This window comes from Gordonia sp. AC31 (assembly GCF_031844505.1).
Lineage (GTDB): Bacteria > Actinomycetota > Actinomycetes > Mycobacteriales > Mycobacteriaceae > Gordonia > Gordonia hongkongensis.
Genome location: NZ_JAUZVK010000006.1, coordinates 60,873 through 75,804, shown reverse-complemented (window position 1 = coordinate 75,804; position 14,932 = coordinate 60,873). Strand labels below are relative to the sequence as shown.

Sequence of the window (14,932 nt, the reverse complement as noted above, 5' to 3'; positions counted from 1 at the left end):
GTACTATTTCGGGCAGCGTTCGTACAGCGGAAGGGAGCACGCATGGCCACCCAGGGTTTCGCCACCCGCCGACGGGCCGCGCTGTTCGACGCCCTTCTCGAGCTGATCCTGCGCGAGGGGTTCGCGCACCTGTCGATCGGTTCCATCGCGGCCGAACTCCGTTGCTCGAAGTCGACGCTGTACACCCTCGCCGCCAGCAAGGAACAACTGGTCACCGCCACCGTGACGCATTTCTTCTGCAGCGCGACCGAACAGGTCGAGTCACGGGTCGCGGCGTCGTCGAGTCCGCGCGAACGGGTCATCGTCTACCTGGTGGCGGTGGGTGAGGCACTCGCACCGGCCTCGGAGGCGTTCATGCGCGATCTCGACGCGTTCGAACCGGCACGCGCACTGTACGAGCGCAACACCGCGGCGGCATCGTCCCGGGTCCAGGCGCTCATCGCCGACGGGGTGTCGGCCGGCGAGTTCCGCAACGTCGACGCCGCGTTCGCCGCCGACCTCGCCTCATCCATGATGACCCGGATCCAGCGTCGCGAGGTGTGGGCCGCGACCGGACTCGACGACGCGGCCGCCTACCGCCAGCTCGCGTCGATCCTCACCGCGGGGATCGACGCCGGCCCGGACGCTCGAGGTGGGTGACACCCGCGTCGTCGACCCACCATTCGACCCGCACTTCCCGTGCGACATCGGGGCCGTCTCCGCCGTCGTTGCTGCGCAACGCGATCCACAGTTCGTCGTGTAGCCGGACATCGCCGTGCGGGATCTCGATCCCCCGCGACGCCCCGAAGCGCACCACCGCGGGGTGCGCCCAGCCGACTGCCTCCCCCGGCGCGGACACCGTCGCCGAATACTCCTCGCTCGCGAGCGGCAGGTCGAGCAGCGTGCCCAGCAGGTCGGCGTCGGCCGAGACCACGGTGGGTCCGGCGAGTACCGCCTCGTCGTCGGCCAGCGTCTGCAGGAACCACGGCCGGTCGACGAGCACCGCGCGGTCGGCGGTTGTGCCGGCGAGGGTGCGCACCCGCTCGGGCACCTCGACGTCGTGCGCATCGACGATGCCGCTCCGGCACGCCGCGACGACGGCGGCATGCACGGACACCGTTGCGCCCGCACTGATCACACGCTCCCGATCGCCCAGCCGGGCCAGCAGCAGCGTCGCGTCGTCGGCGGAGTCGGGTTCCAGCCGGGCGAGGGTGCCGGCGAGCTCGTCGGCATACGGGTGGTCGAGGGGATCGATGATGTTCTCGAGAACCTCATCCGACGGCGACCGGTACTCCCCCAGCAGCAGACCGTCGATCTCCGCATGGCGTCGTAACCACCACGCGGTGTAACCCGTCCGGTCGGCGAGCAGCGGCCGGACCCGTTCGTCGGTGGCCATCATGGTCAACGCCTCCGGCCAGCGCCGGTCCTCGATCAAGTCGAGATCCCGTACTGCACTGAGCTTCTCGGGCGCGTCCGGGAGGGTGGCCCACCAGTCCTCCTCGTCGGGCAGGTCATGCTCGGGCGCGACGGGCAGGTCGTCGTCGACGGTCACGAAACCCCAGCCGACGCCGATCCGCCGCAGTTCCTCGACTCCGCACTCGGCGACCACCTCGGCGTCGACCACACCGAACGGGTGATCGTCGACCAAGACCTCGAGCAGCGGGCTGCCCGGCAGCAGGAGTTCGTCGGCCGGCCGCAACTCGCCGTCGGCGTCGGGGAGGGCGAGCGCCGAGAGCCACGAGGGAACCGGTGCTTCCGGATCGGCTCGCAACACCGCACACACCTCGACGGCGAGCCGGTCATCGTCGGGGCCGGCTGCATCGAAGTCGACATCTTCGACGAGGCTGCGCAACGCCGGGTCCGAGACTGCCTGCGCGACCGTCAGATCCGCGACGCCGAGTCGGGTCAGCAGTTCGTGGCGCGCCTCGGGATGCACGGTGGGGATCCACCGCATGGGGGTCGAGATCCGGTCACTGACAAAGAGTCCACGCACCCCGATCGCCATCCGTCCGTCCGATCTCGGGATCGGCAGGGCGCCGAGTTCTTCCACCTCGCGGCCGGTCGACACCAGGGGCGCAAGGGCGGCGTACAGGTCGTGCCACCACGACGGTTCACGTTCGACGCCGACGAGACGTTCGGCGAGCTCCGCGAGCCCGAGCTCCGACACACCCAGCCGGCCCAGCGTCGGGAGATGTTGTGTCAGCGACAGATCCGGGTGGATCAGGTCACCGAACAGGTCGCCGAGGATCTCCGCGAGCCGATCGGTCAGACCCACAAGGATCACCCCGCGCGGTGGCACCAGGTCGGCACCGGCCGCCGCCGGAAGCCACGCGACATCCCGCAGTTCGCGACGGACCGCCTCGATCAGGCGCGCGTCGTCGGGATTACGCGCGAGATGCAGTTCGGGTACCAGTTCGACCCTGCGCACCGGTTCGACGAGCCGGACGAGATCGACGTAACCCGCTGCTGCGTCGCCGATCTCGGCACGTGGATGGAGGTGCCGTCGATCTGGCGTGAGTGCCAGGTCGGTGATGCACCGGCACGGCAGGCTGAGTTCGATGTCGGTGGGCGTGGGGGCGCGCAGGACCTCGCCGGCCGCCGCGGGCTCACCGTCGGCGTCGACGAGCCAGCGGGTGCCGCCCCGGGCGACCTCGAGCCACCGGCGCGTCGACGGCAGGCCGATCGCGTCCGGCGCACCGACGACGGACACCGTCGTCACGACCGAGCGCGCGGCATCGTCGTCGACGTCCGGCCCCGCCGACCGTTCGGCCGACACCTCGACATCACCGACGCTGATCCGTTGCAGCGCAGTCAGTTCGACGACCAGATCCGGTGCCTGGCCGAGCATGGCGTCGAGGAGCGGGCCGGGTTCCTCGCGGAGGTGCAGGACCACCTCGGTGTCGAAGCCATCGGTCGGCGTCTGATCCGTCGGCCACACCAGCCGCAACACCGGCACGTCCGCGGGCCCGTCGACGGAGATCCCGGCAGCTCGCGCGGCGTCCATCGAGTCCGCCCGGTCGAAGACCACCGACCCACTGCGCGAACGGATCTCGATGCGATCGGCGACCGTCGCGGTGGCGGTGAAGCCGACCCCGAACCGCCCGATCTGCCGGGCGCCCGAGTCGTCCGCGGTCTTCGCCGACACCCGCAACGCGGCGAGTGAACGCACCCCCGCATCGGTCAGCGGGGCGCCGGTGTTGGCGACATGCAACTCGGTGCCGTCCACCCAGACCGCCAGCCGCCCCGCGACACCGGCCGCCGCGGCCGCGTCGGCGGCGTTCGCGGCCAGTTCGGTCAGCAGTCGATCCCGGTAGCCGACGGTCACCAGATCCGCTTCGGCGGCCGCGTCCTCGGCCAACCGGGTCGGCGACGCCGCCCACGCATCCAGGGTCGACGACCGCAATGTCGCGGTGCCGAACGGATCGTCGGTCACGGTCGGTTCGCGCCGGATCAGGTCCGGGCCGGTTCCGCGTCCCGGGAGATCTCGACGACCTCGATCGCGCCGTCGTCGTAGGCGTCGTACGCGGGCGATCCGTTCCCCTTGGGGCCCTGCACGTCCGAGTGCGCACCGCATCCATATTCGGCCGACACCACGCGCCCGTCGGCCGCCAGTTCGTTGGTGCAGGCGCCGAAGCCGGCGCGCAGCGCACCCGCGAGCGGGACGTAGAAACCACAGGTACAGCACGAGTACGGCGCGGCCTGCGCCATCTCCGAGCCGGGACCGAAGTCGCCGTCGTACCAGCGCTGCGCAGCCTCGGCGCGTCCCTCCGGGCTCAGGAGTCTCTTGCGGCCGAGCCCCAGCTCGCCCGCGACCTGACCGATGTCGTCGGGTTCCACGGACTCGGACTCGAATCGGAACTCGTCGCCGGTGTCGATCTGGTTCGGCACGAGACGCGGGTCGTCGGGTTCGGCGGCGAGCAGATCGCCCGGTGCGAGATCGCCCGACGCGACCCGCTCCGACCACGGCACCCACGGCGGCGCGAGCAGCGAGCCGTCACCGGGAAGCAGCACGACCTCGCTGAGCGTGATCTCGTCGCTGCCCGGGGAACCCGCCAGCACGACGCACCACTGCCACCCCCGGTAGCCCGTGAGCTCGGCATCGAAGTAGTGAGCGGCGGCCCAGTCGCCCTCGGCGACACTGCGCCGGTGCGCTCCGGGCCGCTGACCTTCATCGAGCAGCGCGGAACGCGCGATGTCGACGGCTGCCAGCAGCCGTTCGGTCTCACCGTGCCGTTCGCCGTCACCAACCTGAGTCACCGCTCCAGTGTGCAATACCGCCGACGTGTGCCACACAACCGACCCGCTTCAAGCGACCACAGCCGGAGATGAGGAACAATCGTCTGCGTGATCCCACGGAGTTCCCGACACGACGAGGGGCGCGGGGCCCCCAGGGGTCCCGCCGACCAGCACCCTCGGCAACCGCCACCCGCCGGTCGTGCACGACGCGCCGCGCAGCACCCCGGTTCGACGAACTATCCGGCCGACGAGACGCGGCAGATGCGGACCCGGCGACCGGCGCCGGGATGGGGAGAGCCGCCGTCCGGGCCGGGTCCCGGCCGCAACGCCTACCTCCCCCCGCCGACCCACAACCCGCATCTCCCGCCGCTCGACGACCGCGCCCGTCCGCCGGCCGACGAGGCGACCCGGGCGATGCCGACCGACCACGGGCCCCAGAACGGTGGAAGCCGTACACCCAAGAAGCTGACGGTGATGCGGGTCGCGGCGATGCGGAGTCGCGAGCTGACCGGCAGGGGGATCGGCAAGATCCACCGGGCGGCCACCGCCGACGGCGCCGACCAGTCGGGCCTGACCGCGCTGACGCTGCCGGTGATCGCCAACTTCGCCGCCGACGCCGCGATGGCCGTCGCGCTGGCGAACACGCTGTTCTTCGCCGCCGCGACCGGTGAGTCGAAGACCAATGTGGCCTTGTACCTGGCACTGACAATCGCGCCGTTCGCCCTGATCGCTCCGCTCATCGGCCCGCTCCTCGACCGACTGCAGCGCGGCCGCCGCATCGCCATGGCCACGACCTTCGGCCTGCGCGTCGTCCTGGCCCTGCTCATCATGGCCAACGTCCAGTGGAACGACATCACCCAGCAGCTCGAATACGACCCATGGGTGCTCTATCCGTGTGCCCTCGGTCTGCTGGTGCTGTCCAAATCGTTCGGCGTCCTCAAGTCGGCCGTCACGCCGCGTGTGGTGCCGCCGACCATCGACCTTCCCCGGGTCAATTCACGGCTGACCACTTTCGGCCTCATCGGGGGCACGGTCGTGGGCGGCGCGGTCGCCGCGGCCATCGAGTTCCTCCTCGGCCAGCTGCTCCCGCTGCATCTGCCGGGTGCCATGGTGTGGCTGGCCGTCGTCGCGGCCGCGGGCGCCTATCTGTGCATGCGCATCCCGGCGTGGGTCGAGTCCACCGAGGGCGAGATCCCGACGACCCTCACGTACCACGGCGAGCCCGCGCGGTCGGCTCCCGGCGACTCCGAGCAGCCGACGAGCGCTCGCGACGGCGCGAAGATGCTCGCGGCGAAGATGCGCCAGCCACTCGGACGCAAGGTCGTCGCCGGGTTGTGGGGCAACGGCACGATCCGCATCCTGACCGGCTTCCTGACGCTGTTCGTGGCGTTCTACGCCAAGGCCCAGCAGGGCGACGCCTCGGACTGGACCCAGCTGCTTCTCCTCGGCGCGGTCGGCGCCGCCGCCGGCGTCGGCAACATGATCGGCAACGGCGTCGGCACCCGCCTCGAGCTGAAGAACCCGCCGGACATCGTCGTCGGCGCGACCGCCGCCTGCTTCGTCGTCGCGGTCCTGGCCGCCATCTTCGGCAACATCGCCGCGGCTGCCGTGGCAGCCCTGGTCGCCTCCGGCACCAGCGCGATCGGGAAGGTATGCCTCGACTCGTCCATCCAGGACGACCTGCCCGACGAGTCCCGCGCCTCGGCGTTCGGCCGGTCGGAGACGGTGCTGCAGCTGTCGTGGGTCTTCGGCGCCTCGCTCGGGGTGCTGCTGCCGCCGACCCTGTGGATCGGGTTCACGGTCGTCTCGGTACTGCTCGGCCTCGGGCTGCTGCAGACGGTGATGACCACCCGCGGCAAGTCACTGGTCCCCGGTCTGGGCGGTCGACGCCCCGACCACGCCGCGCCCACCGTCGCCTTCCGCGCGGCAGAAGCCCGATCGGCCACCCGGACCGGTCCGGCGGACGCCGACACCCGACCGCACGCCGCGCGGCCCTCGACCGCCCGCATGCCCACCCGGACCCCGTCGACCGCCCCGTTCGAGACCCGGGGTGAGCGCCCGTACAGCCCCGGCGATCACCCGCCGCCCAACCAGACAGGACAACGTCGTCAGTGATCAGCAGTGGTGAGAAGAAGGCTCTGTCGATCATCGCGATCGTCGTCGTGCTGTTCGTCGCGGTGGTGGGGACGTCGGTGTTCCTGCTGACCCGCAACGCGGCGCACGACGATCAGCCCTACCTGCACGTCGCGGTCGGCGACGAATTGCACACCGTGGACCCGCGCTGGTGGTGCGATTTGATGCTGACCGCGTGCGATCCCGAGATCACCGCGCCGAACGAGACCGCGACGGTGCCGGTGCCGGTGGGTTCGACGATCATGCTGACGGTCTCGAGCGAGATCGCGCAGGGTCCGTGGAACCTCGCGGCGGTCTATCGGACTCCGCGCGGGATCGTCGAGGACGAGCAGCAGCAGGGTGCGGACGACACCTTCACCCTGACGCTCCGGTCGGAACCGGACCGGGTGCTGGTCGGGTTCACCGTGATCTCGGCGTCGGCGCGGCTAACCCCCGCCGACGACGTCCTGCCGCGCGGCGAGCTCGCGGTTCAGACCGCGCCCGCCGCGTAGTCGGTCCTAGGAGTCGAGCTCCCGCGCGACGGCACGCACGACTTCGGAGATCCGCTGTGCGGTCTTACGGTCGGGGTAACGCCCCTTGCGCAGGTCCGGCTGGACCTTGCCCTCGAGCAGGGTGATGAGGTCGGCGACCATCCCGTGCAGTTCGTCGGGGGTGTGCCGCTTCACGTCCTTGCGGGCGGCTTCGCGCACGTTCTTGGAGACGCTGGGTGCCGGTTCGAGCACCTTCACGCTCAACGCCTGCGGGCCGCGACGACCGGCGGCCATGCCGAACTCGACGCGCTGGCCCGGCTTGAGCGCCTCGACTCCGTCGGGCAACGCTGCCGAACGGACGTAGACGTCCTCACCGCTCTCCTGGGAGAGGAAGCCGAAGCCCTTGTCCGCGTCGTACCACTTCACCTTGCCGGTCGGCACTGTGCTCACCCTCATCTGTTCTAGATCTGTCGAAAAACGACCCGTCACGACAAAAGACGCCGTCACCCATCTCGCGGCCCGGACGGCGGAAGACCGTGCGAGCCCAGACGGATGCAAGGCGCCTGCTTCGGACCATCCTAGCCAACGCCCCACCGCGCGGTCACACCATTACCCGGCGGGCACGGATCGCGCGGCGTCGCACCGGCGCGCGTTGCACTACCGTGGCGGGTATGCAGAAGACATCCTCCCCGCGGTTGCTGCAGGCTGCCGGGGTCGTGTTCATGATCGGAATTCTGGCAATCGTGGCGTTGTTCCTGACACCGTTGGTGACCGGCGGCGACACCGCGCCGACCGCCGTCTATCTGCTGACCATGTGCGCACCGCTGGGCTTCGTCCTGGGCCTGGTGTACGCACTCCGTGCCGGACGCCGAGCCAGGTGAGGACCGTGACCACAACCATCGACACCACCCCCGATCTCTCCCCCGTCTCCGACGGGCGGGCGCTGCGTGACGCGTACAGCTGTTTCCCGTCGGGCGTCGTGGCGGTGTGTTGCGAACAGCGTGACGGGGATTCGACCACGCTGATCGGAATGGCCGCGAGCTCGTTCACCACCGTGTCGCTCGACCCGCCGCTCGTCTCGGTCTGCGTCCAGAACACCTCGACGACCTGGCCGCGGATCCGTACCGCACCGGCCATCGGGGTCAGCGTGTTCGCCGGCGACCAGATCGAACTCTGCAAGCAGCTCGCCGGGTCGTCGGAGCACCGGTTCGACGGCATCACGCCGCTGAGCACCGATCGCGGGGCGGTCTTCGTGCCCGACGCGGCCGCCCACCTGTCGTGCACGATCCACAACGAGATCCAGGCCGGCGACCACACCGTCGTGTTGCTGGAGATCGAGACCTTGCGCGCCGATCCCGACATCGAGCCCCTGGTCTTCCACGCCAGCACCTTCCGCGCCCTGGAGGCGCGCACGGACCCGACCCGGAAGTGAGTCGCCCAGCACCATGAGCACGGTCGGCCTCGGACTGCCGCTGCCCCGCTCCCCGCGGGAAGCAGCGACCTCCGACGCGCCCACCGACGGGCCGTTGCTCGACACCTTCGGTCGGGTCGCGAAGGATCTCCGGGTCTCGGTCACCGACCGCTGCAATCTGCGGTGCTCGTACTGCATGCCGGCCGAGGGTCTCGACTGGATGCCCACCGACCAGGTGCTGTCCACCGACGAACTGATCCGGGTGCTCACCGTCGCAGTGCGCCACCTGGGAATCGAGCGCATCCGATTCACCGGCGGCGAACCACTGCTGCGCCGCGACCTCGAGGACGTCATCGCCGCCGTCGCGGGCCTCCCGCAGTCGCCCGAGATCGCGATGACGACGAACGGACTCGGACTGACCCGGCGGGTCGGCGGTCTGGTCGACGCCGGCCTCGGCCGTATCAACATCTCGCTGGACACCATCGACCCGGCCCGCTTCGCCGAGATCACGCGCCGGGACCGTCTGTCCGATGTGCTCGACGGCCTGGCGGCGGCCCGCCGCGCCGGGCTCGACCCGGTCAAGGTCAACGCCGTGGTACCCGACCGCAGCGACCTGCCCGGAGTCCCCGACCTGCTCGCCTACTGTCTCGAGCACGGTTACGAGCTGCGCATCATCGAACAGATGCCACTCGACGCCGACCATGCGTGGCAGCGAGCACAGATGGTGACCGCACAGGAGATCCTCGCGACCCTGCGGAAGCGGTTCACCCTGCTGCCCGACCCTGCGCCACGTGGGAGCGCGCCCGCCGCCACGTGGCTCGTCGACGGCCACCGCGGCGCGCACGGCCCGGCACGCGTCGGGGTGATCGCGTCGGTCACCCGGCCGTTCTGCGGGGACTGCGACCGCACCCGGCTCACCGCGGACGGATCACTGCGCAACTGCCTGTTCGCGACGTCGGAAACCGACGTGCGGCACGCGTTGCGCACCCTCCCCGACGACGAGATCGACGCCGCCCTCGCGCGCCTGTGGCGCGCGAACATGTGGGCGAAAGCGGCGGGCCACGAAGTGAACGCGGCGGGCTTCACCCAACCGGATCGGCCGATGTCGGCGATCGGCGGCTAGGCTCGCGTCCGATGCAGCTCACAGTTCGTTTCTTCGCGGCCGCGCGCGCCGCGGCCGGTGCCGAGGAGAAGGTGATCGACGTCGACCCGTCGACCCCGCTCGGCGCCCTCGAGGGCATCCTCGCCGCCGGAAACCCCTCCCTCGCCACGGTTCTCGAACGCTGCTCGTATCTGCGCGACGAGATCGCGTTCTCCGATCGGACGCGTGCGCTCGGCACGTGCACGACACTCGACGTCCTCCCCCCGTTTGCCGGTGGCTGACGCCACACCCGGCCTGTGACCTTAGTCACATCACGGTGCGGTAACAGGATGGGCACGGGACGGCCACTAACCCGTTGAACTGGGATGACGGCCGAAGTGGGTCGGAAGACCCGGATCCGGGCCGAAAATCGCTTGCGTCCAAGCAGGTGATTCAGTCCAACGAACGACGTACTGTTCGAAGCGTCCTCCTCGGAGGTCACGACACAGCAACCAAGACATAACGTCCCACCGGCCGCGCCGAGCCTCGTTCCGCCGGTGGGAACGACAAGCAATCTAGGAACGAGGACGGGGGACCCAACCTCATCCCCTGAGACCGGGCACCACACCAGGTGTCCTCGGGGTTAAGTCCCGGAAGTCGCGGCGACCACCACGACGACCCGGGACCGAGCACCTCTCGCTCGAACCCGACAGCTGACTTCGTAGGCGCGTGGAGAGAGGAAACACAGACATGTCCGGACGTCATCGCAAGCAGACGACCAGCACGGCCGCCAAGACCATCACCAAGGTCGCCCTCACCGGCGCGGTCCTCGGCGGCGGAGCAGCCCTCCTGGGCACCGGTACCGCCAATGCGGCCACCGACGCCGAGTGGAACCAGGTCGCGCAGTGCGAATCCGGTGGCAACTGGGCCATCGCGACCGGCAACGGCTACCACGGCGGCCTGCAGTTCTCCCCGAGCACCTGGACCGGCCACGGCGGCGGCGAGTTCGCCCCAACCGCCGATCAGGCCTCGCGCGAGGAGCAGATCGTCGTCGCCGAGCGTGTGCTCGGTTCGCAGGGCAAGGGTGCCTGGCCCACCTGTGGCACCGGCCTGTCGGGCTCGACCCCGCGCAGCGCGCCGACCGACACCCCGCGTGAGATCGCCCCGGTGCTCCCCGGCGGCAACGGCAGCGTCGACCTGGCGAAGACCACCGAGGACGTCGCCAACCAGGTCACCGACGCCCTCACCGAGGCCGGCGTCAGCCCCGAGATCAAGAACCTCTGGCAGGCGGCCAAGGACAGCGGCGTCACGCTGAACCAGGACCAGATCAAGCTGTTCAACGACAACAAGCACCTGCTGCCCAACCCCTGATCGCCGCTCGACGCCTGATCTGGGACCCAGACGAAGGGCCCCGCACGATGGACCATCCGTGCGGGGCCCTTTTCCATTGGTTTCGACAAGCTCAACCAGCGGGGGTCAGCTCAACCAGCGGGGGGTCAGCTCAACCAGCGGGGGTCAGCTCAACCAGCGGGGGGCGGGGTCAGGCCGAGTTGACCCATTCGTCGGTGCCGTCGTCGAAGAACTGGTGTTTCCAGACTGGCAGGCGGGCCTTGACCTCGTCGACGAGGCGCGAGCAGGTCTCGAACGCCGCCCGACGATGGTCGGCCGCCACCGCGACCACGAACGCGATGTCGCCGATGACGAGGTCGCCGACCCGGTGGGACACCGCGACCGCGCGCACCCCGTGGACCGCGGAGACCTCCGCGACGACCTCGGCCAGGACCTTCGTCGCCGTGGGATGCCCCGAGTAATGCAGCGCGGTCACGGTGCGGCCGCCGTCGTGGTCGCGGACCGCGCCCACGAACCCGACCACCGCACCGGCTTTACCTTCGGCGGCGTCGATGACCATCGCCTCGTGGTCGGCCAGCGTGATCGGCTCGTCGACGACCGCGGTGTGCACCACGTGCGAGCCGGCCTCTCGGGTCATCGGTGGTCGCCTCCGCGGATCTGATCGAGCGCGTGGTGGACGACGCCGGCGAGGACGCCGAGCCCGTCGCGGACCCCGCCGGTCGAACCGGGCAGGTTCACGACGAGGGTCGTCCCGGCGATTCCGGCGAGTCCGCGTGAGAGGACCGCGGTGGGCACCGTCGGCAGCCCGGCCGACCGGATGGCGTCGGCCAGACCCGGGATCTCGACGTCGAGGAGCGGGCGGGTCTGCTCCGGAGTCCGGTCCGTGGGCGTCAAACCCGTTCCGCCCGTGGTGATGACGAGGTCGACCTCGGCGTAGATCGCGGCGCGGAGGGCCTCGCCGACCGGCGGGCCGTCGGCGACGACGTCGCACTCGTCGACGGTGAAGCCCTGCTCGACCAGCCAGGCCTCGATGATCGGTCCGGACCGGTCTTCGTAGACACCGCTGCTGGCGCGGTTCGACGCGACGACGACGCGCGCCACGCGAGGAGTTCTCTGGTCAGTCATGAGCCGGGTCAGACGGTTCGCGGTACCAGTCGCCGGATTTGCCGCCGGTCTTGGCGAGCAGGCGGATGCCGTCCATCTGCGCCCGTCGGTCGACGGCCTTGACCATGTCGTGGAGTGTCAGCCCGGCGACTGCGACCGCTGTCAACGCCTCCATCTCCACACCCGTCTGGCCGGAGGTCGCCACGGTCGCGGTGACCTCGATCGTGTCGGCGCCGATCGCGAAGTCGACCTCCACCGACGACAACGCCAGCTGATGGCACAGCGGGATCAGCTCGTCGGTGCGTTTGGCCGCCATGATCCCGGCGATGCGCGCCGTGGCCAGCACATCTCCTTTGGGCAGCCGCGACTCGCTGAGGAGACCGATCACCTCGGCGGTGGTGTGGAACGTGCCGGCGGCGACGGCGCGACGCTTCGTCGTCGGCTTGGCGCCGACGTCGACCATGCGGGCCGTTCCGGACTCGTCCAGATGACTCAACCGGGAGCCGCCGGCCGGCCCGGTGTCCCGGGCGTCCGACCCACCTTCGTCAGTCCCGGTGGGCGGCATCGACGTCAGCGGTTGACGATGGTCTTCGACTGCACGAACGGCAGGTCGTCGACCGGAAGCGGGAACTCGGTGTCGCCGAACGGCGACAACGCACCCGAGATGTGGGTCGCGAGTTCGGAGACCGCGTGCTCGGCGGCATCGCCGTTCTCGTCCTGCGGCCAGCCGTTGTCGACGTAGTGCTTCTTGCCCTTGGCAGATTCGACGACCTTGCCGGTGCCGGCCCCCGCTTCGCCGGAGGAGGGTGTTTCAGCGCCAGATTTGTTTGCCACGTCGTGCATTGTGCCATGCCGTTCGAATGAACAAGACCCGTGTCCGGGGCGGAAGTCCCGTGCCGGGGCTATGGTCGTCGCAACACAGGTCACGCCCCAGGAGGCGCCCATGGTCGCCCAACCGGTCCAGGTCGCCGGCTACCGGGTGATCACGCGGCTGGGGAGCGGCGGAATGGGCACCGTCTACCTGGTCGAGAATCCGCAACTTCGTCGGCGCGAGGCCCTCAAGGTGATCTCGATCGCCGAGACCGTCGACGAGGAGTTCGCGCGCCGGTTCAGTCGCGAGGCACAGACCGCGGCCGCCCTCGACCATCCGTCGATCGTCACGATCTACCACTACGGCGTCGCCGACGGCGACCCCTGGTTCACGATGGCCTACCTCGACGGCCGTGACCTCCGACGCGCCTCGCTCCGCCCGGACGAGGTGGTGGCCGTCGCCTCCCGGGTCGCCGACGCCCTCGACTACGCACACGAGCACGGCGTGATCCACCGCGACATCAAACCGGGCAACATCATGGTCACTCGCCGCGCGATTAACGACGCCCTCGACCGCGTCGTCGTGCTCGACTTCGGGATCGCGAAGCTCACCACCGCGAGCACCCTGACGGCGCCGTCGTCGTACGTGGGCACCCTCGTCTACGCCGCGCCGGAGATCCTCGACGGCAAACCCGCGGGCCCCGCATCGGATCAGTACGCGCTGGCCTGTACCGCCTACGAATTGCTCTCCGGCGCAACCCCGTTCGATGCCGACACGCAGACCCGTCACATCGTCGCCAAGCTCACGACACGCCCGGCGCCGATCAGCACCTACCGCCCCGAGCTCGCCGCCCTCGATCCCGTCTTCGACCGTGCGCTCGCGCGCGGCCCCCTCGACCGCTACCCCACCTGCGGTGCGTTCGCCGCGGATCTGCGCGCGGCGCTGGGGCGAACCCACTCCGACAACCGGCCACCCGCGCCCGTGGCTACGACCCAGGTCATCACCCCGCCTCCACCGGCGAAACCGACCCCACCGTGGGTCGCCCCATCCCCCGCGCCCCCGACGCCCTCCCACCGGCGACGGTGGCCGCTCGCCCTCGCCGCGGTCGCCGTGGTCGCGGTGCTGGCCGTCGTCGTCGCGATCGGGGTCCTCACCCTCGGCGGCGGCGATGGCGGGGACGCGTCCGACGCCCCGTCGTCGCCGATCGCGGCGGCCGATGCCGGCGCCCAGCTCAGCGCCGGACTCGGGGCCACGTGTTCGATCCGGCACGGAACCGCCTATTGCTGGGGCGACAACGCGGCCGGCCAACTCGGCGACGGCACGACCGACACCCGCCAGACGCCCACGCCGGTCGCCGATCTCAGCGGCGTCACCGCGATCAGCACCGGCGGACCCAACAGCTGTGCGATCGCCGAGCGACTCGCGTACTGCTGGGGAAACAACGACTACGGGCAGATCGGCGACGGCACGACCGACGCGCGGCTGACGCCGACCCGGGTCGCCGGTCTCGCCGATGTCACCGCCGTCTCGACCGCCAACTGGGCCACGTGCGCGATCTCGGCGGGCTCGGCGTACTGCTGGGGCACCAACGACTTCGACCAGCTCGGTGACGGTTCGACCGCGAATCAGTACCGGCCGGTCCGGGTCGCCGGGCTCGACGACGTGACCGCCATCAGCGTCGGTGTGAACTTCACGTGTGCCGTCGCAGCCGGCGACGCCTACTGCTGGGGCCTCAACGACAACGGACAGGTCGGCGACGGCACGACCACCAACCGGGCCCGCCCGACCCGGGTCGCCGACCTGGACGGCGCGACGTCGGTCTCCGCGGGCGCCGCGACCGCCTGCGCGATCGCCGGGGCGAGTGCATATTGCTGGGGCGACAACGCGTTCGGCCAACTCGGCGACGGCACCACCTACGGCCGACGCACGGCGACGCCGGTGTCCGGCCTGGACGGAGTCGAGGCCATCAGCACCGGCACGTCGAACACCACCTGCGCACTCGCGGCCGGGATCGCGTACTGCTGGGGCGCCAATGCCTGGGGCTCGGTCGGCGACGGCACCCTGACCGACCGGCCGGCACCCACCCGGGTGAACGGATTGTCCGATGTCGGCGCGGTGTCCACCGGCGAACGGACCACGTGCGCGCTCGCGTCGTCATACCTGTGGTGCTGGGGTTTCAACGCCACCGGACAGCTCGGCGTCGGGGGCACCGACGACCGTCTGACCCCCACTCAGGTCACGTTCTAGCGTCGGCTCCGTCATCCGGTTGAAGGGTGCCCCGGACCTTTCCCGGTTCGGTATCGTCCCTGCATACGTCTGCGAGAGCAGCCATTTGGCAGCCGCTCTCCCGCCAAGCC

The 14,932-nt window shown here is 70.4% G+C and carries 16 protein-coding genes and 1 riboswitch; of the genes, 9 read left to right on the top strand and 7 right to left on the bottom strand.

The annotated features are described in order from the left end of the window. Nucleotides 1–42 precede the first annotated feature (42 nt). Complete coding sequence (locus tag Q9R39_RS09305; protein WP_311277376.1) at nt 43–639, top strand: TetR/AcrR family transcriptional regulator; 597 nt, start codon at nt 43–45, stop codon at nt 637–639. Here Q9R39_RS09305 and Q9R39_RS09300 read toward each other — a convergent pair. Then, nucleotides 596–3,412, bottom strand: coding sequence for a sacsin N-terminal ATP-binding-like domain-containing protein (locus Q9R39_RS09300; protein ID WP_311277375.1), 2,817 nt, complete (start codon nt 3,410–3,412; stop codon nt 596–598). The genes Q9R39_RS09305 and Q9R39_RS09300 overlap by 44 nt on opposite strands. 17 nt (nt 3,413–3,429) lie before the next feature. Next, a complete protein-coding gene (locus Q9R39_RS09295) occupies nt 3,430–4,236 on the bottom strand; it encodes a DUF3027 domain-containing protein (protein ID WP_078113542.1) in 807 nt (268 codons plus the stop codon). A gap of 87 nt (nt 4,237–4,323) precedes the next feature. On the opposite strand from Q9R39_RS09295, the gene Q9R39_RS09290 reads away from it, so the two are divergent. After that, nucleotides 4,324–6,330 (top strand): MFS transporter, encoded by a 2,007-nt coding sequence (locus tag Q9R39_RS09290; protein WP_396275651.1) that lies wholly within the window; start codon nt 4,324–4,326, stop codon nt 6,328–6,330. Continuing rightward, on the top strand, nt 6,327–6,839 hold the full coding sequence (locus tag Q9R39_RS09285) for a DUF2771 family protein (RefSeq protein WP_058251625.1): 513 nt from the start codon (nt 6,327–6,329) through the stop codon (nt 6,837–6,839). The genes Q9R39_RS09290 and Q9R39_RS09285 overlap by 4 nt, the downstream gene beginning before the upstream one ends. A 6-nt stretch (nt 6,840–6,845) precedes the next feature. Here Q9R39_RS09285 and Q9R39_RS09280 read toward each other — a convergent pair whose 3' ends face one another. After that, nucleotides 6,846–7,259: a cold-shock protein gene (locus tag Q9R39_RS09280; protein ID WP_004020198.1), complete on the bottom strand. Its 414-nt coding sequence runs from the start codon at nt 7,257–7,259 to the stop codon at nt 6,846–6,848. A gap of 230 nt (nt 7,260–7,489) precedes the next feature. On the opposite strand from Q9R39_RS09280, the gene Q9R39_RS09275 reads away from it, so the two are divergent. The 5 genes from Q9R39_RS09275 to Q9R39_RS09255 all read left to right on the top strand — a co-directional run bounded on the left by Q9R39_RS09275 (nt 7,490) and on the right by Q9R39_RS09255 (nt 10,681). Continuing rightward, entirely contained in the window at nt 7,490–7,699 is a 210-nt protein-coding gene (locus Q9R39_RS09275; protein WP_058251626.1) for a hypothetical protein, read from the top strand. 5 nt (nt 7,700–7,704) lie between these two features. Next, on the top strand, nt 7,705–8,250 hold the full coding sequence (locus tag Q9R39_RS09270) for a flavin reductase family protein (protein WP_058251687.1): 546 nt from the start codon (nt 7,705–7,707) through the stop codon (nt 8,248–8,250). 13 nt (nt 8,251–8,263) lie between these two features. Beyond that, nucleotides 8,264–9,352 carry a GTP 3',8-cyclase MoaA gene (gene moaA, locus Q9R39_RS09265; RefSeq protein ID WP_058251627.1) on the top strand — a complete coding sequence of 363 codons (1,089 nt, stop codon included), beginning with the start codon at nt 8,264–8,266 and terminating at the stop codon, nt 9,350–9,352. 11 nt (nt 9,353–9,363) lie between these two features. Next, a complete protein-coding gene (locus tag Q9R39_RS09260) occupies nt 9,364–9,612 on the top strand; it encodes a hypothetical protein (RefSeq protein ID WP_058251628.1) in 249 nt (82 codons plus the stop codon). A gap of 225 nt (nt 9,613–9,837) precedes the next feature. Then, nucleotides 9,838–10,054, top strand: a riboswitch (cyclic di-AMP (ydaO/yuaA leader). Nucleotides 10,055–10,060: 6 nt separating this feature from the next. Further along, nucleotides 10,061–10,681, top strand: a complete 621-nt coding sequence (locus Q9R39_RS09255) for a transglycosylase family protein (protein ID WP_058251629.1) — start codon at nt 10,061–10,063, stop codon at nt 10,679–10,681. Nucleotides 10,682–10,850: 169 nt separating this feature from the next. Here Q9R39_RS09255 and Q9R39_RS09250 read toward each other — a convergent pair whose 3' ends face one another. Genes Q9R39_RS09250 through Q9R39_RS09235 form a run of 4 tightly spaced genes read right to left on the bottom strand, consistent with a single transcriptional unit; the run spans nt 10,851 to nt 12,607 of the window. Beyond that, nucleotides 10,851–11,297: a molybdenum cofactor biosynthesis protein MoaE gene (locus Q9R39_RS09250; protein WP_058251630.1), complete on the bottom strand. Its 447-nt coding sequence runs from the start codon at nt 11,295–11,297 to the stop codon at nt 10,851–10,853. Beyond that, nucleotides 11,294–11,785: a molybdenum cofactor biosynthesis protein B gene (locus Q9R39_RS09245; RefSeq protein ID WP_058251631.1), complete on the bottom strand. Its 492-nt coding sequence runs from the start codon at nt 11,783–11,785 to the stop codon at nt 11,294–11,296. Before Q9R39_RS09245 ends, Q9R39_RS09250 begins: the two co-directional genes overlap by 4 nt. Next, nucleotides 11,778–12,329, bottom strand: coding sequence for a cyclic pyranopterin monophosphate synthase MoaC (gene moaC / locus Q9R39_RS09240; protein WP_058251632.1), 552 nt, complete (start codon nt 12,327–12,329; stop codon nt 11,778–11,780). The genes Q9R39_RS09245 and moaC overlap by 8 nt, the downstream gene beginning before the upstream one ends. 5 nt (nt 12,330–12,334) lie before the next feature. Next, nucleotides 12,335–12,607, bottom strand: a complete 273-nt coding sequence (locus Q9R39_RS09235; protein ID WP_058251633.1) for a hypothetical protein — start codon at nt 12,605–12,607, stop codon at nt 12,335–12,337. Nucleotides 12,608–12,707: 100 nt separating this feature from the next. Here Q9R39_RS09235 and Q9R39_RS09230 point away from each other — a divergent pair, with 100 nt between their 5' ends. Further along, a complete protein-coding gene (locus Q9R39_RS09230; RefSeq protein ID WP_311277374.1) occupies nt 12,708–14,822 on the top strand; it encodes a protein kinase domain-containing protein in 2,115 nt (704 codons plus the stop codon). Nucleotides 14,823–14,932 lie beyond the last annotated feature (110 nt).

Excerpts from the sequence above, each read along its gene's own strand:
- moaC (WP_058251632.1), bottom strand. The coding sequence starts at position 12,329 with ATGCCGCCCACCGGGACTGACGAAGGTGGGTCGGACGCCCGGGACACC.
- Q9R39_RS09255 (WP_058251629.1), top strand. The coding sequence starts at position 10,061 with ATGTCCGGACGTCATCGCAAGCAGACGACCAGCACGGCCGCCAAGACC.
- Q9R39_RS09275 (WP_058251626.1), top strand. The coding sequence starts at position 7,490 with ATGCAGAAGACATCCTCCCCGCGGTTGCTGCAGGCTGCCGGGGTCGTG.
- Q9R39_RS09230 (WP_311277374.1), top strand. The coding sequence starts at position 12,708 with ATGGTCGCCCAACCGGTCCAGGTCGCCGGCTACCGGGTGATCACGCGG.
- Q9R39_RS09305 (WP_311277376.1), top strand. The coding sequence starts at position 43 with ATGGCCACCCAGGGTTTCGCCACCCGCCGACGGGCCGCGCTGTTCGAC.
- Q9R39_RS09260 (WP_058251628.1), top strand. The coding sequence starts at position 9,364 with ATGCAGCTCACAGTTCGTTTCTTCGCGGCCGCGCGCGCCGCGGCCGGT.
- moaA (WP_058251627.1), top strand. The coding sequence starts at position 8,264 with ATGAGCACGGTCGGCCTCGGACTGCCGCTGCCCCGCTCCCCGCGGGAA.
- Q9R39_RS09245 (WP_058251631.1), bottom strand. The coding sequence starts at position 11,785 with ATGACTGACCAGAGAACTCCTCGCGTGGCGCGCGTCGTCGTCGCGTCG.
- Q9R39_RS09250 (WP_058251630.1), bottom strand. The coding sequence starts at position 11,297 with ATGACCCGAGAGGCCGGCTCGCACGTGGTGCACACCGCGGTCGTCGAC.
- Q9R39_RS09235 (WP_058251633.1), bottom strand. The coding sequence starts at position 12,607 with ATGCACGACGTGGCAAACAAATCTGGCGCTGAAACACCCTCCTCCGGC.